At 57.9% G+C, this 19,143-nt stretch carries 19 protein-coding genes and 1 tRNA gene; 10 read left to right on the plus strand and 10 right to left on the minus strand.

The annotated features are described in order from the left end of the window. Positions 1-137: 137 nt before the first annotated feature. The 8 genes from yiaY to PseuLF5_RS08625 all read left to right on the plus strand — a co-directional run bounded on the left by yiaY (position 138) and on the right by PseuLF5_RS08625 (position 6,592). A complete protein-coding gene (gene yiaY / locus PseuLF5_RS08590) occupies positions 138-1,286 on the plus strand; it encodes an L-threonine dehydrogenase (protein WP_123465394.1) in 1,149 nt (382 codons plus the stop codon). A gap of 406 nt (positions 1,287-1,692) precedes the next feature. Further along, positions 1,693-2,427, plus strand: a complete 735-nt coding sequence (locus tag PseuLF5_RS08595; RefSeq protein WP_340133356.1) for a hypothetical protein — start codon at positions 1,693-1,695, stop codon at positions 2,425-2,427. Positions 2,428-2,462: 35 nt separating this feature from the next. Next, complete coding sequence (locus PseuLF5_RS08600; RefSeq protein ID WP_340133357.1) at positions 2,463-3,179, plus strand: hypothetical protein; 717 nt, start codon at positions 2,463-2,465, stop codon at positions 3,177-3,179. 4 nt (positions 3,180-3,183) lie between these two features. Then, complete coding sequence (fos, locus tag PseuLF5_RS08605; protein WP_340133358.1) at positions 3,184-3,600, plus strand: fosfomycin resistance glutathione transferase; 417 nt, start codon at positions 3,184-3,186, stop codon at positions 3,598-3,600. Between the two features lie 61 nt (positions 3,601-3,661). Further along, entirely contained in the window at positions 3,662-4,300 is a 639-nt protein-coding gene (locus tag PseuLF5_RS08610; protein WP_222833498.1) for a LysE family translocator, read from the plus strand. Between the two features lie 79 nt (positions 4,301-4,379). After that, a complete protein-coding gene (locus PseuLF5_RS08615) occupies positions 4,380-5,729 on the plus strand; it encodes a sensor domain-containing protein (protein WP_322373925.1) in 1,350 nt (449 codons plus the stop codon). A gap of 117 nt (positions 5,730-5,846) precedes the next feature. Continuing rightward, a complete protein-coding gene (locus PseuLF5_RS08620; RefSeq protein ID WP_003222499.1) occupies positions 5,847-6,005 on the plus strand; it encodes a KGG domain-containing protein in 159 nt (52 codons plus the stop codon). Between the two features lie 71 nt (positions 6,006-6,076). Next, positions 6,077-6,592: a DUF4142 domain-containing protein gene (locus tag PseuLF5_RS08625; RefSeq protein ID WP_340133359.1), complete on the plus strand. Its 516-nt coding sequence runs from the start codon at positions 6,077-6,079 to the stop codon at positions 6,590-6,592. 90 nt (positions 6,593-6,682) lie between these two features. On the opposite strand, the gene PseuLF5_RS08630 is transcribed toward PseuLF5_RS08625, so the two are convergent. Then, positions 6,683-7,093: a low affinity iron permease family protein gene (locus PseuLF5_RS08630; protein WP_123465408.1), complete on the minus strand. Its 411-nt coding sequence runs from the start codon at positions 7,091-7,093 to the stop codon at positions 6,683-6,685. A 220-nt stretch (positions 7,094-7,313) separates the two neighbouring features. Between PseuLF5_RS08630 and PseuLF5_RS08635 the strand changes: the two genes are divergently transcribed. Further along, the gene (locus PseuLF5_RS08635; protein WP_186744554.1) at positions 7,314-8,399 is read left to right on the plus strand and encodes a type I restriction endonuclease; all 1,086 of its coding nucleotides are present in this window, start codon (positions 7,314-7,316) and stop codon (positions 8,397-8,399) included. 38 nt (positions 8,400-8,437) lie between these two features. On the opposite strand, the gene PseuLF5_RS08640 is transcribed toward PseuLF5_RS08635, so the two are convergent. Then, on the minus strand, positions 8,438-8,974 hold the full coding sequence (locus PseuLF5_RS08640) for an AidA/PixA family protein (RefSeq protein WP_336346990.1): 537 nt from the start codon (positions 8,972-8,974) through the stop codon (positions 8,438-8,440). Positions 8,975-9,099: 125 nt separating this feature from the next. Further along, complete coding sequence (locus PseuLF5_RS08645; protein ID WP_123465412.1) at positions 9,100-9,603, minus strand: inclusion body family protein; 504 nt, start codon at positions 9,601-9,603, stop codon at positions 9,100-9,102. A 376-nt stretch (positions 9,604-9,979) separates the two neighbouring features. Here PseuLF5_RS08645 and tam point away from each other — a divergent pair, with 376 nt between their 5' ends. Then, a complete protein-coding gene (tam, locus tag PseuLF5_RS08650; protein ID WP_123465414.1) occupies positions 9,980-10,750 on the plus strand; it encodes a trans-aconitate 2-methyltransferase in 771 nt (256 codons plus the stop codon). 323 nt (positions 10,751-11,073) lie between these two features. Here tam and PseuLF5_RS08655 read toward each other — a convergent pair whose 3' ends face one another. From PseuLF5_RS08655 to atzF, 7 genes are all read right to left on the minus strand, one after another. Next, complete coding sequence (locus tag PseuLF5_RS08655; RefSeq protein WP_123465416.1) at positions 11,074-11,802, minus strand: class I SAM-dependent methyltransferase; 729 nt, start codon at positions 11,800-11,802, stop codon at positions 11,074-11,076. A gap of 1,214 nt (positions 11,803-13,016) precedes the next feature. Then, a tRNA-Gly gene (locus PseuLF5_RS08660) sits at positions 13,017-13,090 on the minus strand. 158 nt (positions 13,091-13,248) lie between these two features. After that, positions 13,249-14,133, minus strand: a complete 885-nt coding sequence (locus tag PseuLF5_RS08665) for an alpha/beta fold hydrolase (RefSeq protein ID WP_340133360.1) — start codon at positions 14,131-14,133, stop codon at positions 13,249-13,251. A gap of 316 nt (positions 14,134-14,449) precedes the next feature. Further along, the gene (locus PseuLF5_RS08670) at positions 14,450-15,142 is read right to left on the minus strand and encodes a pseudouridine synthase (protein ID WP_128615945.1); all 693 of its coding nucleotides are present in this window, start codon (positions 15,140-15,142) and stop codon (positions 14,450-14,452) included. 33 nt (positions 15,143-15,175) lie between these two features. Beyond that, a complete protein-coding gene (locus tag PseuLF5_RS08675; protein WP_123465427.1) occupies positions 15,176-15,406 on the minus strand; it encodes a cysteine-rich CWC family protein in 231 nt (76 codons plus the stop codon). Continuing rightward, the gene (locus PseuLF5_RS08680; protein WP_123465429.1) at positions 15,399-16,886 is read right to left on the minus strand and encodes a sensor domain-containing diguanylate cyclase; all 1,488 of its coding nucleotides are present in this window, start codon (positions 16,884-16,886) and stop codon (positions 15,399-15,401) included. Before PseuLF5_RS08680 ends, PseuLF5_RS08675 begins: the two co-directional genes overlap by 8 nt. Before the next feature lie 469 nt (positions 16,887-17,355). Then, positions 17,356-19,128 (minus strand): allophanate hydrolase, encoded by a 1,773-nt coding sequence (gene atzF, locus PseuLF5_RS08685; protein WP_340133361.1) that lies wholly within the window; start codon positions 19,126-19,128, stop codon positions 17,356-17,358. Positions 19,129-19,143 lie beyond the last annotated feature (15 nt).

The following is a 19,143-nucleotide window of genomic DNA, read 5'->3' on the forward strand; positions in this document are numbered from 1 at the left end:
AACTTAGGGGCTGATGGGCGGCGACTTTATCACGAGCGGGCATTGAGCCAGATCAACATCGGCCGTGACCGATCGGTCGATCCTGTGCACATCCGCCGTATCGGAGCAGTCGATTCGGCCTCAGTCAGGAGACGCGCATGAGCAGCACATTTTTCATTCCGGCCGTAAACATCATGGGCAACGGATGCCTCGACGAGGCCATGATTGCGATTCGCAATTACGGTTTCCGCAAGGCGCTGATCGTCACTGACGCGGGGCTGGCCAAGGCCGGTGTGGCGACGATGGTCGCCGAGAAACTGGCGATGCAGGACATCGACTCGGTGATCTTCGACGGCGCCAAACCGAACCCGAGCATCGCTAACGTCGAGTCCGGGCTGGCGCTGCTCAAGGAAAGTCGCTGCGATTTCGTTGTATCGCTGGGCGGCGGTTCGCCGCACGACTGCGCCAAGGGCATTGCCCTGTGTGCGACCAACGGCGGGCAGATCCGCGACTACGAAGGCGTCGACCAATCGAGCAAGCCGCAACTGCCGCTGATCGCCATCAACACCACCGCCGGCACGGCCAGTGAGATGACCCGCTTTTGCATCATCACTGACGAATCGCGTCACGTGAAAATGGCCATCGTCGACCGTAACGTCACACCGCTGCTGTCGGTCAACGACCCTGAACTGATGGTCGCCATGCCCAAAGGCCTGACTGCCGCCACCGGCATGGACGCCTTGACCCACGCCATCGAAGCCTACGTGTCGACCGCCGCCAACCCGATCACCGACGCCTGCGCGCTGAAGGCCATGACCCTGATCAGCAACAATCTGCGCCTGGCCGTGCGCGACGGCAGTGACCTCGCCGCGCGGGAGAACATGGCGTATGCACAGTTCCTTGCCGGCATGGCCTTCAACAATGCGTCCCTCGGCTATGTGCACGCGATGGCGCATCAATTGGGCGGTTTCTACGACTTGCCTCACGGTGTGTGCAACGCCGTGCTGCTGCCCCACGTGCAGACGTTCAATGCGCTGGTGTGTGCCGATCGTCTGACCGATGTTGCCCATGCCATGGGCGCGGACATTCGCGGCTTCAGCCCGGAGGAGGGCGCGCAAGCGGCGATCAACGCGATCCGTTGCCTGGCCAGAGATGTCGATATTCCAGGTGGCCTGCGTGAGCTCGGCGCCAAACTCAACGACATTCCGGTGCTTGCCACCAATGCCTTGAAAGACGCTTGTGGCCTGACCAACCCGCGGGCGGCGGATCAGCGGCAGATCGAGGAAATTTTCCGCAACGCGTTTTGAGTCGGTGGCGTGCCGATCTTGATGAGCTGACCTGACTGCCCCCTTCGCGAGCAAGCCCGCACCCACATTGGATTTGTGTTGTTTGCAAATCCCCTGGAGAGCGGACTTGCTCGTGAAGACGGCTTCGCCAACACCACAAAATCAAGGATTCTCACATCGGCCAACAGCCACCACATTCCTCTCGCCCCCGCCAATCTGAATCAACACCCCCCTCCAGTGCAGCAACGTCTCCAACACGTGTGGCACGCGTGCGTGAGAGCGAGCGGTGGGCATGGATCCTGGTGCCGTCGCCGTTGGAGATATCGCCGTTCACGTTCGTGCTGACGTGGCACAAGCGTTGAACGGCTTGAATCGTAGGATTGAGGAGGGGATAGTGCGCGGCTGAAACATTATCAAGGAGCGGGAAGTGCCAGTGAAGTCTGGATGGATCGGCTGCTTAGCGCTGTGTGGAGGGTTGATCACGGAAGCTGCGTTGGCGGAATGTCTGCCTCCGCAGCAAGGGGATGTTGCAGGGTATTCGGTCTGTAAGGAATGGCCGGCGTATCCAGGCCAGATCCTGAACGCCGCGACGAAGCTTGAGTCGGATGGCACCGCCGGAAATGACGATACCAGCGGGACTTACGATCTTGTGGTCTCGATCAGGTCGAGTACAGATAACGAGATGCTGGCCGATTACTACAAGCGATCTGCTTTTGTCTCCGATGCCATTGCCTTGCAGGGGCTGGAACTCGACACGGCGCGCTACAAACTCAGCCCTGAGCTTCGGGCGTTTGGTGTGCGGGTCAGTTTCAAAGGTTCTTCGCGCGTCAATCCTATGGATGAAACGTGGCTGACCCTCTATGTCAAAGAGGGCAGGCATCTGCGCCCGGTGCTGGATCGGTTGGTCGTTTACGGTTTCAGTGGTGAGTGGGACGGCAACTGCGCCGGCGAGCGTGCAACCACGGTTCGCACCCTCGAAATGGCTAAAACCAGCTCTCACGGCTATGCCGACCTCATCGTCAAGTCCGTCACAACGGGCGTGGCTGGCGAGGGAACCGCCGAAACCTGCGAGCTGAAAACGACGACCAACAAGCCGGTGCTGACCACGCTTCGCTATGACGGCAAGGCTTACGTCATACCTGCAGATTTCAAGGGCATCTGACGCGCCCGCAACCCCTCTCTTTTCAAGGAAGAACCATGCTGACACCCACCAGACTTCTTATTGCCTTCAGTTTTCTGGCCGTTAGTGCTCAGGTCAACGCCGCCTGCACCACCAAGAGTTTCGACGGCACATCCATGTCGCGTTGCAACGTCTGGCCGGCCTTCCCGAGTCAGGCGATCTCGGTGAAATCCACCTACCTTGCCGATTCCGGCGGCGATGATGCCGGGGTATTCGACCTGGACCTGTCGATCGTCAATGCCAGTAACTACAACCCCATCGCCAGTTACCGTAAACCGGGCGCTTACAACTCCGATGCTGTGCGCTTGGATGATCTGCGTATCGACACCGCCCGTTATCGACTGGCGCCGCAGGTTCGGGCTTTTGGTCTGCGTTCAATGTTCGCGCACAGTTCCCGCGCCATTCCCTACGAGAAAACCGATCTGGCGCTGTACGTGCGCGAAGGCAATGAGTTGCGTCCGGTGCTGGAGGGCCTGGTGGTCGCCAAGAACAACGGCGAGTTCATCAATGATTGCGAAGGCTATACCAAGACCATTCGCCGAACCGTCGAGATCGGCCCTTCCAGCCATCATGGCCTGGCCGATTTGATCGTCACCACCAACGGCAGCAAGATGAAAAATACGCAGTCGGGTAAGGAGTGTCTTTCCAAGACCACCCGCCTGAAGCAAAAACGGATCACCCTGACCTACGACGGCCAGCAATACATCGTCCCCGAAGACCTCAGAGGTTACTGAACCGATGCTAAGCGGTCTCAACCACCTGACCCTGGCGGTCAGCGATGTGGATCGCAGCCTGGCGTTTTATCACGAGCTGCTGCAACTGCGCGTCGAAGCGACATGGGACGCTGGTGCCTACCTGTCGCTGCCGGGGCTGTGGTTGTGTCTGTCACTCGATCCGCAGCGCCTGTCAGCGCCCGCTGTCGATTACACCCATTACGCGTTCAGCCTCGGCGAGAAGGATTTTCCGCACTTCGTCCAGCGGCTAAAAGCGGCCAACGTGCAGCAATGGCGGGACAACCGCAGCGAAGGTGCATCGTTCTACTTTCTCGATCCTGATGGCCACAAGCTCGAAGTCCACGTCGGTGACCTGGCCTCGCGACTGGCAGCGTGTCGGTTCAAACCGTACTCCGGCATGCGTTTTTACGACGAGTCATGATCAGACACATTTGTCTGTTATAGACTGGCCACCACGTGTAATGGCCCCGTGCAGGTTTTCCATGACTCCATCGTTGTTACTGGCCGTGCTGGCCTCGGGTTTCATCTATGGCATCACGCCGGGTCCTGGCGTGCTGGCGGTGTTCGGCATTGGCGCGGCCCACGGACGGCGGGCCGGGGCCGGTTTTCTCTGCGGGCATCTGCTCGGCGATGTGGTCTGGTGCAGCACCGCGCTGATCGCCATTGTCGGCGCCCGGGAAATCGGCAGCACCGCGTTCGATGTGCTCGGCGTGCTCAGCGGTTTGTACCTGTTCTGGCTTGGCTGGCGTGCAGTGCGTGCTCAGCGTCGCAGCGGTGACGAACCGCAAGGCGCGGCACGCCAGCCGTTCTGGCACGGTATTGTGTTCGGTCTGACCAATCCCAAGGCGTACCCGGTGGCAGTCGCGACGTTCACCGCGCTGCTGTCGAGCCGCGCTGAATTGCTGAATTGGTCGATGCTGCCGGCGCTGATCGCCCTGAGCTTCCTCGGCGGACTGCTGGCCTACGCTATCCTGATTGGCGTGGTCGGCGCGCAGCGCGTGCGGAGGCTGTATCAGCGTCACGAATTGCTGATCACGCGGTTGTGTGGCGTGATGTTCATCGGTTTCGCCATCAACGCGCTGATGCATGCGCTGCCGGGGCTGATGCCGAACAAGGCTTGAAGGTGTGTGCAGGGATGCGCAATCAAGAGGTCACGGATGGTTGATCAGTGCTGAATTACCCGGACACCCACGCTGAACCATGGAAAGCCGAAATTCCGCGCCGTTGGCGAGTTTTATTGATTTATTGCTGGATGCCGTTTGCGCGGTCGACAAGCAGGGCCGTTTCGTTTTTGTCAGCGCTGCTTGCGAGCGTATCTTCGGTTACACGCCTGAAGAGCTGATCGGCCGGCAAATGATCGAACTGGTGCACCCGGCCGACCGTCAGCGCACCCTGGCCGCCGCCCATGAAATCATGGGTGGCGACCCCAAACACAACTTCGAAAACCGCTACGTGCGCAAGGATGGCAGCGTCGCCCATATCCTCTGGTCGGCACGCTGGTCGGAAGTCGATCAACTGCGCATTGCCGTGGCCCGCGACATCACCGAACGCAAGCAGGCCGAATCCCGGCAGGCGGCGTTGTATGCGATCTCGGAGGCGGCGCACGTGGCAGAGGATTTGCTGGCGCTGTTCAAGCGCATCCACCTGATCATTGGCGAATGGCTACCGGCGCTGAACTTCTCCGTGGCGCTGTACGACGAACATTGCGCCAAGCTGAATTTCCCTTACCACGTCGATGACCACGAATTGCAGCCCGAGCAACCGGGCACGGTCACCGGACGTCTGTGCACGCAAGTGATCCGCAGCGGTCAACCGATCCTGCTGACACCGGACAGTCCCGATGCCTCTCCCGAATTCGCCGCGCTGGTGGCCGGGCAGGATTCACCCTGCTGGCTCGGCGTGCCGTTGCACTCGAAAAACGGCACCATCGGCGCACTGATCGTAAAGAGCCTGCCCGGCGGCGAGCGCTACACCGAACAGGACAAGGAACTGCTGCAATACGTCTGTGCCCAGGTCGCGACTGCCATCGAGCGTCAGCAATTGCATGCACGGCTCAAGCGTATGGCGCAGTACGACCAACTGACGCAGTTGCCTAATCGCGAATTGCTCCGGGATCGCCTCAAATCTGCGCTGGCCAGTGCCCGGGAAGCGTCGGGCAACATGGCGCTGCTGTATGTCGATCTGGATCGCTTCAAGCAGGTCAATGACACCTTTGGTCACGCCGTTGGCGACATGCTGTTGCAAACCGTGGCCAACCGGTTGAAGGGGTGCGTGCGCGAGACTGATACCGTCGCCCGCATCGGTGGCGATGAGTTCATCGTGCTGCTGCACAGCGTTCACGTCGCGGAAGATGCCGACAGCGTGGCGCAGAAAATCCGCCAGGTGCTGGTGCAACCGATGCGTCTGGACGGTCACAACCTGCACATCGAGCCGAGCATCGGTGTCGCCCGTTACCCGGAACACGGCAGTGAAGAACAACAGCTGTTTCGCCACGCCGATCAGGCCATGTACACGGCGAAACGCTTGAACCATCGGGCGCTGGATATCTGATCGGCGGCGCGCCGTTCGTCGCGACATCGGCAACTTTTCTAAACCTTTGCCAGCCAGAAAATTCTCAATTCAGGTGGGCAGTTGCTCGCGACGATCAATACCAAGAGGTAGAGAATCATGCCTAATTCAAGAAACTCGAACTCGGGAAACTTCGCTAACGATCGAACGAAGGCGTCTGAAGCCGGTCGCAAAGGTGGGAAAACCACCACCACGACCGTCGATAAAGAGCCTGCGAAAACCGAAATGGGCCGCAAGCCCGCTCAAAAATCGAAGTAGTGAAGGTTGTTTTGATTGAGAGGCGGGGGCGTAAGCTCCCGCTTGAATTTCGAATGAAGGAGGGCGCGACCATGAGCCGGATGGCCACCCGTATACGTAACGCTGTTTTTGCACCTGTGTCGGGCCTGCTGTTGAGCGTGTGTGCCACTGGCGTTTTTGCCCAGTCGCCCACCGATTTCATCAACGATGCCTCAGCAAAAGGCATGGCCGACATCGAGGCCAGCCGTCTGGCCCACAGCAAGGCCGAATCGAAAGAGGTCAAGGACTACACCATCGTCGTCATCAACGACCGCACCACGGCCAATCAGCACCTGGCGAAAATCGCCAAGAAGCTTGATCTGCCGGTGGCGCCCCGTGAAGAACTCGCAGACAAGGCCAAGGAATTGATGCCGCAGGTGACCGACGGCGCTTCTTTCGATCAGGCCTATGCCGCCAGCCAGGTCAAAGCCACTGAAGAGGCCATCGAGCAGATTCAGCAGGAGGCACAAAACACTGACGTGCCGGAAATCAAAGCCTTCGCGGATGAAACGTTGCCCAAGCTGCAAAGCCATCTGGAAATGGCTCGCCAATTACAGGCCAGCCGTTGATCTAGATATGAAGATCGCAGCCTTCGGCAGCTCCTGCACTCTTCCTGCAGGAGCTGCCGAAGGCTGCGATCTTTTGCTTTTATCTGACCATCAGCACTCATTCAGATCCTGTTTCGACTTGCTCTTCTCGCCCAGCCCCTCAAGATTGAACACTTCCCCTTCGCCCAACGCACGGTAATGCCTGCGTAGCGCTTCCAGTTGCTTCAAATCCAGCGCCTCCAGCCCGAGCATTGCGTTCTGCGCCTCTTTGGTCACCAATAGCAATTCGTCGATCTTCAAATGCAGGATGTCGGTGTCGCGGTTTTGGGTGTTCTGGATCAGGAACACCATCAGAAAGGTGATGATGGTCGTCGAGGTATTGATGATCAGTTGCCAGGTGTCGTTGTAATGAAAAATCGGCCCACTCAAACCCCACAGTCCAATCAGGATCAGCGCCCCCATAAACGTCTTGGGGCTACCGGCCCACAGGGCGAGTTTCTGAGAGATTTTCGCGAATTTCATTGCCGTGTTCCTCATTGGGAATGCCTGAAATTCAGACAGTGACGGCGGGATGAAAATTCTACTTGCAGCCTTAGCTCTGAGATAAACGTTGTGAGTTCGTCAGCGTTTCGCTGCGCATGGAGGCGAAACTTTCATTGTGCTGGTTTGTGTCTAGTATCAAGTGGCAATCAAACTGCCATTAGCGCACAACACGGATAGACAACAACGCAAGAGGCCACTCATGGAATTCTTCGAAAAGTTAGCCAGCCTAGCCGCCAAAGTCCGGTTGCAAAGCGCTGCCATCCAGACGGAAGAAGCAACGAAAAATGCTTTTGTCATGCCTTTTATCAGCACTGTTCTGGGCTACGACGTTTTTGACCCGACTGAGGTGACCCCCGAGTTTGTCTGTGACATTGGTACGAAGAAAGGCGAAAAAATTGATTACGCCATCATGAAGGAAGGAGAGGTTCAGATTCTGATCGAGTGCAAAAAGATCGGTGAGCCACTGCATATCAATCATGCCTCTCAGCTGTTTCGCTACTTTCACGTGACCAGTGCCCGCATCTCCATCCTTACCAATGGTCAGGTCTACAAGTTTTTTACGGACTTGGATGCGCCTAACAAAATGGATGAAAAGCCATTCCTGGAGTTGGACCTTCTAGATATTGATGAATACTCGGTGCCCGAGTTGGTCAAATTGACGAAGTCGGCTTTTGATGTTGACTCAATCATCAACGCGGCTGGCGAATTGAAATATGTCAGCCAGATAAAGAAGGTGATCGCGGCGCAGGTCAGCAAGCCGGACGATGACTTCGTCAAGGTTTTCGCTTCTCGTGTGTACGACGGCGTGATTACGCAAAAGGTACGTGAACAGTTTCATGAGTTGACGAGGAAAGCCGTAGTGCAGTTTTTGAACGATCAGATAAACGATCGCCTAAAATCTGCAATGAGTGGTGCAATCCAGCCCGCGTTGGCGTCCTTGCCATCGGCTTCAACTGGAACTGACCCAGTTGATCCACGAGACGAATCAGACGATAAGGTGCTGACAACGCTGGAAGAGCTTGAGGGTTATCACATTGTCCGTGCCCTAGTCAGATCAGTGGTTGACGCCAAGCGAATTGTTCAACGTGATACTCAAAGTTATTTTGGCATCTTGCTGGATGACAATAATCGTAAGCCGATCTGTCGCTTACACTTCAATCGCTCTCAGAAATATATTGGTATCTTTGATGAAGAAAAGAACGAAACGCGACACCCGATTAGTTCGGTTGACGACATTTATGAGTATTCAGAGCATTTGAAGAAGACAGTCGGCTTTTACGATTGATTGAGAGAACCGGCCCAGGAGGCCGGTTTTTTTATAGGTCATTTTGTGATTTCTATTTTCGTCGACCAATCGAAATACCCCACGGCCTCACACTGTTGATTGACCAGCATGAAGCTCAAGTGGCAGTGGGCAGTGCCGCTGTTTTTCGGTGTGCAGATCCAGAGGTGATCATCGGCGTTCTTGCTGCCCGGTTCAGCCGGGTTGTCCGGATTGGGGGCGGGTACCGTCAGGTTGGTGTGGACCTCCAGGCGCGGATCGGACAAGGCGTCGCCATCAGCGGTCAGGGCGTACATGACAACGCTGTGTTCTGCGATCAGGCTGACGGATCTTGCGCGCACATGCAGGTCACGATCAATGTTCCCCGTAATCGTAAATTTGCTGTCATTTATGACTGTTTCTTTCGAGTTATTAGCCGTGACGAAAAAGATGAAACCGTCGGCAATGCTTGTCGGCGCAGTAGCGTCCAGACTGGGATTCGGATACCGGGAAAGCACGGATTCGGCATCGACGATCAGCAGCACATTTTGTGCGCTGGTGGCGCCGGAGGAGGGGGAAGGGATCGGTTCGCTGGTCATCATGGATTCCTTTCATGATGGTGGCTCAAGGCGACAGCCGCTTCGGTCAAGGCAACGCATCCTGTTCCGGCCGGGGCGGCGACGGATCGGCAAAGCCCCTCGTTGCCAAGGGGCTCGACGCATCATCAGTTGTGGATCGAGATGAACGGGTCCCACGAGCAGCAGCCGATGATCTGGCAGTTGCGGTCAACGATCAGGAAGTGGAAGTGATAGGTCACGCGACCGCAGTCCAGGGTCTCGGATGACCAGTAATGGTTATCGACTTTCTGGCAGCTCGGCACGGAGGGATTGCTGGTGTTCGGCACCGCCACACAGGCGCTGGCCTTGCGTGGCGAGGGTGGGGAGATCAGGTCGGCGCCGGCGTTGCCAATGAATTTGTAGAAAATCACCGCCTGTTCGAAGCTCTGCGACAGACTGGTTTCACGCCAGCGGATCAGGTCGCCGACCTGCGCCTTGAGATCCAGTTCGCCACCGGCCTGACCGCTGACGACGTTGTCCTGATTGGTAACCATGTACACATGTTTCCAATCGATCAGCGTCGGATTTTTCGGGTCCTTGCTGATGTTTGGATACTTTTTCAGAATGGTTTCGGTGTCGATGGAAACCAGAATATCCGTCACTCGAGACATGGTAATGCTCCTTTTTCATAGTGAACGCCGGCCCGCAGTCCAGGCACGACGACGCTTGCTTGCCGTATGGCATTTGCGAGCACACTACTGGGGGGAACCCACCGGTCACGAGAGGTGAGCAGGCCGTGCTCCTTGCACGAAATCGTCTGATCGGGTTCCTTCCGATTGCCGCCACTTGACTATAGGTTTGTTTTTTTAGCTGTCAAAATCGCTTTTATACGACTCGACGGACGGTCGCAGCATTCATAACGACCAATCGGTCGGCGATAAGTCGGTGCGGTGATCTGACATCGTTTGCAATCAGTCGCTGTGGAACTGCCCGCTGCGCTGCCTGTATCGTGACGAACCGCTGCCATGCCCCCGACAGGAGAACGCAATGAGTTGGTCCGCCAGACAATACGTCGCTTTCGAAGATGAACGCACCCGCCCGGCCCGCGATCTGCTGGCGGCGATTCCCACGGCACAGGCACGAACGGTGGTCGATATCGGCTGCGGTCCCGGTAACTCGACAGAACTGCTGGTGCAGCGTTTTGCGCAAGCCACGGTCAGCGGCCTGGACAGTTCCTCCGACATGATCGAGGCCGCGCGCAAGCGCTTGCCGCAGTTGCAGTTCGACGTCGCGCACATCGATAAATGGGCCGATGTCGGCCCGTACGATGTGATCTTTGCCAACGCCGTACTGCAGTGGCTGCCGGATCACGCGACATTGTTACCGGCACTCGCCGGCAAGTTGTCGGCCGGTGGCAGTCTGGCGATCCAGATGCCGGACAACCTCAACGAGCCGTCCCACCGCTTGATGCGTGAAGTCGCTGCGAATGGCCCGTGGGCGAGCAAGCTCAGCGGCGCAGCGGGGCAACGTACCGACATGGCGAGTGCGAGCGATTACTTCTCCATGCTGCGACCGCACTGTGCGCGGGTCGATGTGTGGCGCACAACCTATCACCATCAGCTGTCTGGCGGGGCGGCGGGGGTGGTGGAGTGGTTCAAGGGCAGCGGCTTGATTCCGTTTTTGAGTCCGCTGACCGAGGAGGAAAAGACGCAGTACCTGGAGCAGTATCTGGCGGAGGTTGAGCGGGCTTATCCGGCGTTGGCGGATGGCTCGGTGTTGTTGCCGTTTCCCAGGTTGTTTATCGTCGCGACCCGATAAAATCAATTCGGACTGTTGTCCGGCTTGAGATTTTGGCTGCACTTTCGGACAGGCCCCTCACCCCAGCGCTCTCCCGAGGGAGAGGGAGCCGAGTGGTGTTGTTTCCAAAACCTGGGTTCGGTTCGAAATTTCAGGTCGGCGTAATGCTAGAGAGCAACTCGGTCAGTTCCCTCTCCTAAGGAGGAGGGGGCCGACTAGTTGTTCCAAAACCTGAGTTCGCCTCGATTTCGCACGTCGGCGTAGCTCGTACTGGCACCGCGGTCAGTCCCCTCTCCCTTTGGGAGAGGGTTAGGGTGAGGGGGCTTCTCAAGTTGTAAACCCGCTCAGCGCTGCACCGCCACCAGCATCATCATCGGCCGCTCCCGCTCTTCCGCCAGCGCCGGTTGCGCCGCCACCTCCGCATCGCTCGGGCCCCATTCATTGACATGGCGAATGGCGAACCCTGCATCGATCAACGAATTCAGCAGCGTTCCTACCGTCCTATGCTGCTTGATCACTCCCTCGGCCAACCAGTTTGTCACCCGTTCACCCTCCAGCTGATAACTGTCCAGCGGCCAACGCTTGTTACCTTCAGCATCAATCAACCAGCCCGGATTACGCGGTGCCATAAAGATTGGATGCTCAATGGAAAATACAAAATGCGAACCCGGTTTCAGTGCCGCGTATAGATGCGCAAACAGCCCCGGCAAATCCTTGATGTAATGCAGCGCCAGTGAGCTGTAAGCCAGATCGAAACTGCAGGCGGGCAAGTCGAGCTGTTCCAGATCGGCGCGCTCATAGCGAATGTTCGCCGCCGCCGTGGTCGCACGCGCGCGCTCCAGCATCTTCTCCGAAACATCCAGCGCCAACACACTGGCCGCGCCATGCTCGACCGCCCAACGGCTGAACCAGCCATAGCCGCAGCCCAGATCCACCACGTTCAAACCATGCATGGAGGGCAGCAATGCCTTGAGCGCCGGCCACTCCGGCGCCGCGTCGAGGCCGCCGATGGAGCGATTCATCTGGCTGTAGCCCTGAAAGAATTCGGGATCGTCGTAAATGTTTTGCGTCATGGTGAAGTGCTCTTTTGAGTTCGATCGTCAGCGGCAAAGTGGCCGCGATTGGAATCCCTCGAAAGTGATGGCGCGTATTCGTCGATGGCCGCGCAGGGGGAGGGTGGTGGGTGATGGAGAAATGCTAGTTGGTTGGGCGGGAGGTGAAAACCGGTGGAGTGTTGTGGATCTGTAATGTGAAGCGCCAACCTCAATCCCCGGACACAAAAAATCGGTTCTTTATGCGCGTTTTTGCTGTGCCTTCATTCCCCGTCAAAAAATCACGACGTGAGACCAATGTTTGAGTGAAGCGGGTAGAGGGATGATTTCTGGCATCCAATCCATGTGCGAGTAATGGAATTTTGTCTGCTTTTGAACGGAGGGCAGGGCTACATTGAGATCAAACTAGCTAGGGGCCATCAAGCGATGTCTCAGTGGCTACCGGCTTAAATCAGAAGGCGTCGTTCATGAACGGCTGCTATCGGCCGAGGCTGTGTAAAAACGTTTTTCAGCGCGACAGGTACTCAAGCCCGGACTGAGAATCGCGCTTCTACGTAAAATCCGCACCTGCTGATGTGCCGATAAATTTCAGATTCGACGTAAACGCGCACACTCCAATTTTGGCGAAGCGTTTTTACACACTCTGGGCCGAACGCTGCCGTTCGCGAATGGTAACCAGTGGAATACGATAATCGGCAGATGAGAGATGGGGTTTTCGATGGAATGAAATAGCCCGGCAATCGGTCGGGCGTTTTTGAAATTCAATATCGTACTCAGGCCTGCTTTTCGCGCGCCGCCAACATCACTTCATTCTGTTTTTTGGAAGCTTCGGTCAGCACTTAACTGTAAACGCGCTTCTTTTCTTTCGATTTCGCATTTCGAATGAAGTCTGCGAATGGACTCCTGGAGTCCTTTGTGGATCCGAGTTTCATGGGGTTGCCTCGTCATTGATCCTAAGCATGGTCATCAGGTTGTGTCTTGCTTCTCGGGGATAGGGTGGTCAAAGCCCCTGGGTGCGGATCATTCCCTTGAACAGACTCCACTTGTTGTCATTAGAGAAACCGAAGCGTAGAGGGGACTGGCGAATCTGCAATCAACGGAGTGTTTCTGAAAGGTTCCGAACTGCCCAGTTGGCCAACCTCAAATCCCAGCCACAAAAAAACCGGCCCTGTAGGCCGGTTTTTTCTATTCCTGCATCCCTCGTCGAAAAACACAACGTGAGACCAAAATTCGAGTGGAGCGGGTAGAGGGAATCGAACCCTCGTCGGAAGCTTGGGAAGCTACTGTTCTACCATTAAACTATACCCGCTCAGAGCGGCTGACTTTGTACCAGACTCGGCCACGGATTTGAAGTTTTTCTTTTACTCATGAACGCTTTAAATCGCTGAAAACGGTCAATCGCGGGCGAGCACTGCGGTGCGCAAAGCAAAATCCCAACCCTGCAGCCTCGCTCGCGACGACGCTTTTTCAAATGGCCAGTGCATGTTGATCCTGAACAAACGAGTAACGCGTTCGGCTGCTCTGCTGCGCCGGTTTCAGAAAGCCGAGCAAGGCGTTCTGGCTATCGCGGCAGGCGGCCTTGTGTTCCATGTCGAGGAAGTGCCCGGTGGCTTGCAGCGTGGTGAAGGTGCTGTGTGCCACGTGGTTGCCGAACAGTCGAGCGTCTTCAGCGGCGGTGTATTCGTCCCATTCGCCGTTTAGAAACAGCACCGGCACGTTGATCTTTTTCGCTGCATTCAGATAGCACTGCCGGTCGCTGTGCAGCACGTCGCTGATGTGGAAGTGCATCTGTCCGTATTCGTGTTCCGCCAGGCTGCTGACGTGGCGATAGTTGAAGCGTTTGAACAGTGACGGCAGGTGTTTGCCGATGGTGTTGTTGACCAGGTGCCCGACGCGATCGCCGTCGCGCTGCCCGAGGTAATCGACGCCGCGCTCAAGGTAATCGAGCATGTGTGCGTTGATCACTGGCGAGAACGAACTGATCACCGCTCGTTCGATCCGCCGTGGCTGTTGCGCGAGGGCAACCAGCGTAGCTGCGCCGCCCCAGGAAAAAGAGAGCACGTGTTCGGCGGCGAAGTGGTCGATCAGCTCGAGCAGGATCTGCCCTTCGACTTCCTTCGTCAGATGTTTCTCGTGACGGTTGTGGGCTTTTGACCGGCCCGCGTAGGGCTGGTCGTAGCAAACCACGTTGAATTGCGGGTGCAGGTTTTTCACAGTCTGTGCAAACGACGCAGTCGTGGCCATCGAGCCGTTGACCAGGATGATGGTCTTTTCTGCGGCGTCTGCGCGATAGAACTCCGTGTAAACCCGATACTGACCCTGTATATCCAGCACAGCGATTTCTGGCCTCATGTCATAAGACTCCTGGCAAGCAAGCGGGTATGCGCGCAAATAGAGATTGCACGAGCTTTGTGACAGGTAGGCATACGCCTGGAATTTGCTTGGCCCATGTCGATCCATGACTACGGTCGACGGGTGTTGTTATTGGCGGGCAGTCTGCCGGCTGAGGCGGAGCCTTGAAGGCTCTCTACCGGCAAAAAGTTTCTTGGATGTATGTTGTGACTCATCGGTCACAATCTGGCCGACGTCCTGATTCAAGCAGGGGGATAGGGATCGCGCAAGTGCCGTTGGTAAATTGTTCGACAACTTCTGCTGAGCGGTCGCGGGCTTAGAACAAATGGATCTCTTCGGTGCGCAAAGCACGGTACTCGCCCGGTTTTAGCGCGTTATCGAGCAGTAGCGGGCCCATGGATTCGCGGTGCAGGCGCAGGACTTTGTTGTTGAAGAACCCAAACATGCGCTTCACCTGATGGTAACGACCCTCGACGATGCTTAACCGCGCCGAGCGTGGGCCGAGCCGTTCCAGATGCGCCGGTTGTGTGGTCAGGTCCTCGAAGGCGAAGTAGATGCCCTCGGCGAAGGTGATCGCGTATTCCGGCCCGATCGCCTCTTCGGTTTCGACGTAATAGACCTTCGGCAACTTGGTCTGTGGCTGGGTCAGGCGTCGCGACCAGGCGCCGTCGTTGGTGATCAGCATCAGGCCGGTGGTGTTGAAGTCCAGACGCCCGGCGATGTGCAGATCGTCTTTGTCGGGTTCGTCGATCAGGTCGAGCACGGTCGGGTGCTGCGGGTCGCGGGTGGCGCTGACGCAGCCCGGTGGTTTGTGCAGCATGAAGTAGCGCGCCGGTTTACCGACCTGCAACACCTCGTCGTCGACTTCGACTCGGCTGAAGTCGAGTACTTCGCTGTGGGGATCGCTGACGACTTTTCCGTCAATCCGCACGCGCTTTTCCACCAGCAACAGGCGAACCTGCTGACGGTTGTAGCGGGGCAGGTTGCTGAGGAAACGATCGACGCGCATGTTCAGAATTCGCAGGGTGAAAGGCCGCGCATCTTACGGGATCGACGGCCGGGTCGCTTGCAGTTGCGCCTCGACCTGCGCGCAACGCGGGCACAGGCAGGATTGGTTGCGCAGTTCTGGCGGCAGCGCTTGGAGCACGGCCGGGTCGATAGTCACGCCATAGCACCAGCATTCGCGGTCGGCGGTGCGCGGGTCGGCGAGGCTGCAGTCGTTGCGGGCGCCGCAGGCCGGGCAATGGTCGGGTTTAACGTCGGATTCAGGCATAAGTCGAGTGAGGCATTTCCACGCAGATTCGGTTGCGGCCGGTTTGTTTGGCCCGGTACATCGCATGATCGGCCCGCGACAGCAGGCTGTGCAAGGTGTCATCGCGTTGCAGGGTGGTGACACCGATGCTCACCGTCAGATTGAGGCTGTGGCCGTTGTAGGCATATTCATGCTGTTCGACATGTTGGCGGATCTTCTCGGCAATTTTCTGAGCGGTGTCGCCGTCGGTGTCCTTCAGCAAAACGATAAATTCCTCACCACCCCAACGGCAGACAATGTCGGCGTGGCGTAGGCAGCTTTGCAGATCGCGGGCAAAACCGATCAACACCTGATCGCCGGCCATGTGTCCGTAGGTGTCGTTCAACACCTTGAAGTGATCGAGGTCGAGCAGCAACGCGGTCAGTGGTTTGGTCTCGCGTTGCGCTTCGTGCAGGGCCTGTGCGGCGAGAATGTCGAAGCCCCGGCGGTTGGGCAGTTCGGTGAGGCTGTCGAGGGTGGCCTGGGCGTGGATTTTGCGCTGGAAACGTTTGATCACACGGTTGAGCAACGCCAGGACAATCAGCGTCACCAGCAGGCAGATCAGCAGATTCAAGTACAGCGACTGACGGATTTCACTCAGCGCGCCGTCCTCGCGTTTATCGACGAACAGGTACCAGTTCAACTCCGGAATAAACCGCACGTTGAGAAAATGCCCCTGACCATGGGTGGCATATTCGTAACTGCCGCTGTGCGGTTTGGGCAATTGACTGACCAGGCCTTTCAGGCTTTCGAGTTCACCGAGACGCTGGCCGATGTGCGCACCTTCCGGGCCGCCGTCGGCACCGGTCAACACCAGCCGGCCGAAGGTATCGACGAAATACACGCTGCGTTGATAGCGCTGTTGATACTTGTCGATCAGCTTGATCACCGCGTCCACGGTCAGGCCGACGCCCGCCGCGCCGATGAAGCGGTTGTGGTAGTCGTAGACCTTGTAGTTGATGAAGAACGTCAGGTTGTCCTTGTTGGCCAGATCCGGGTCGACGTTGATTTCGTACGGGTCTTTCATGTCGCGCACGCGGAAGTACCAGGTGTCGCGCGGCTCATCGACCTTGACCTGCTTGAGCACGCCTTTGGCGTGGTAATAGGTGTGGGTGCTGTCGGACACGAAAAACGCCGTGTAGGCGCCGTAATGGGTCATGACCTCGTCGAGGTAGCGGGTCATCTGCTCGGGGTTCTGTTCACCGTTGACCACCCAGTCGCGCATGAAAGTATCGCGGGACATCATCGAAGAAATCAGGATCGGCCGGACCAGGTCTTTCTGGATTTCCGAGTAGACCGTGTCGGAGGTCAGCGGCAGTTCGGTGTTGACGATGCTGTCGCGGATCGATGCGCGGGAGGCGTAGTAGCTCAGCAATGACGTGGCGAGGAACCCGGCGCCGAGGAGGGCGATCAGCGTCAGGACCAGCGAGCGTTGCGAGTACAGGGGAGAACGAAGCGGCATGGCGGTTCCGTTGGCAGTGGCCCGATGGCATGCATTCTAGTGGGATGGCCGGGAAAAGACTGCGGGATTTATGCCTGAAATGGCAGGGGATATGGCGCAGAGGGTGTGCCAGGAGGATCGCTCCCCTCACCCCAGCCCTCTCCCGGAGGGAGAGGGGGCTAAATTGTGATGATTTCAAAAGTTGTGTTCGACTCGGTATCACCGAATGGCAACCACCTCGGTCAGTCCCCCCTCTCTCCGGGAGGGCGAGGAGGCTAAATTGTGGTGATTTCAAAAGTTGTGTTCGGCTCGGCATCACCGCATGGCAAACACCTCGGTCAGTCCCCTCGCCCTCCTGAGAGGGGGCTAAATTGTGCTGAGTTCAAAACTTGAGTTCGACGGAGTATCACTGAATGACAACCCTCTTACAGACACCTCACCCTAGCCCTCTCCCTCCGGGAGAGGGCTAGGGTGAGGGTTGGTTTTTGGATCAGCTCCGAGTTTCAAGATACGCCCGCCACCCGCCCAAATGGCTGATGTCCAGCGCACCTTCCAGACCATACGGTTCGCAGATAAATCCGCTCTCCCAACGCCCATCCGCCAACTGCACCTTGCCCAGTCCAAGCGGCGCCGGAATTCCGGTCAGGAACGAGCCCAATTCGCTGCTCGGCAACTCCCACACTTCCACCGCAATCGCCACGCCGCCATGCTTGACTCGTACCATCCCCGGACGCAGTGGTGGGCCGCCGGCCAATGCGTACAGTTGATAGTCCGGCGAGCTCAATGTCGTTTCCAGCAAGCGCCCACCCCGCCGGGTCAGTTGCCAGTTCAACGCCAACCCCTGCAGATGCGCGCCACACACCACGATGCGTGCGCGATCATGGCGCGCAACGTTCACCGGTGTCGGCAGGTCGCAATCCAACTGACGCTGCAACGCATCGGCCACGCTCAGCAGGTATTGATCGGTAAACACCCGGCCAAACAACGTCACGCCCCACGGCAAACCGTTGGCCATGAACGCGCTCGGCACGGCGACGGCGGCGTAGTCGAGCAGGTTCATGAAGTTGGTGTAGTAACCCAGTTCGGAGTTGCGCAGCACCGGTTCTGCGTCCAGTTCGGCCAGTGTCACCGGGCGGCCGATGGTCGGGGTCAGTACGCAGTCGAGCCCTTCGAGTGCCTGGTCGCACAGGGCTTTCAGGGCTTGCAAGCGATACTGCGCGCGGAAGGTCTGCACGCCGGTCACCGCTGGCGCCTTGGCCAGCACGGCGCGGATCACCGGCAACACCGCTGCGGGATTCTGCTCCATCAGTTCACCGGCGACGCTGTAGCGCTCGGCGACCCACGGCCCTTCGTAGAGCAAACGTGCGGCTTCGAGGAACGGCGACAGATCCAGTTCAACCGCTTCGCCACCCAGCGCCTTGAGCCGGTCGATGGCATCGCCAAACAACAACGGGCCTTCGACGCAGCCGAAAAACTCAAGGTCCTGCGCGCGCGGCACACCGAAACGAAACGCCCGTGGCGCACCAAACGCCGAGCCGTCATTCCACGATGGATTGCGGCGGCTGTACTCATCACGCGGATCAAGTTTGGCGGTCAGCGCCAGCAATTGACTGGCCTCACGCGCAGTGGCGGTGAACGTGGTCACGCAATCCAGCGTGCGGCAAGCCGGCAGCACGCCGGCCGTGGAGATCAGCCCTTTGCTCGCCTTCAACCCGACCAGATTGTTCAGCGCCGCCGGCACCCGACCGGAGCCTGCGGTGTCGGTGCCCAGGGCAAAACTCGCCACCCCCAGCGCCACCGCCAGCGACGAACCGGCGCTGGAACCGCCGGACGGATACTCCGCCAACACGCTGTTGGGGCATGCGCCAAAAGGCGAGCGACTGCCATTGAGGCCGGTGGCGAACTGATCGAGATTGGTCTTGCCCAGCGGAATCGCCCCCAGCGCCAGCAATTGCTCGACGATGGTCGCCGAGCGCTCGGGCACGTAAGAAAAGTCCGGGCATGCGGCGGTGGTGGGAATGCCGGCCAGATCAATGTTGTCCTTGATCGCGAAGGGCACGCCGTACAGCGGCAGACTGTCGAGGTCACGACCGTCGAGGGCGGTGAGGTACGGCTCCAGTTCTTCGGCGCTGAGCAGATGAATGAACAGGTGATAATCCGGGTTCAGCGCGGCGGCTTTTTCCCGCAGCTTCGGCAGCAGCTGACGCGGTGTGGTGGCGCCGGAGCGATAGGCCTGGCGCAGAGCATCGAGTTGCAGATTCATGAGTTGATCCTTATC

Origin of the sequence: Pseudomonas sp. LF-5 (assembly GCF_037626295.1) — a bacterium.
GTDB lineage: Bacteria > Pseudomonadota > Gammaproteobacteria > Pseudomonadales > Pseudomonadaceae > Aquipseudomonas > Aquipseudomonas monsensis.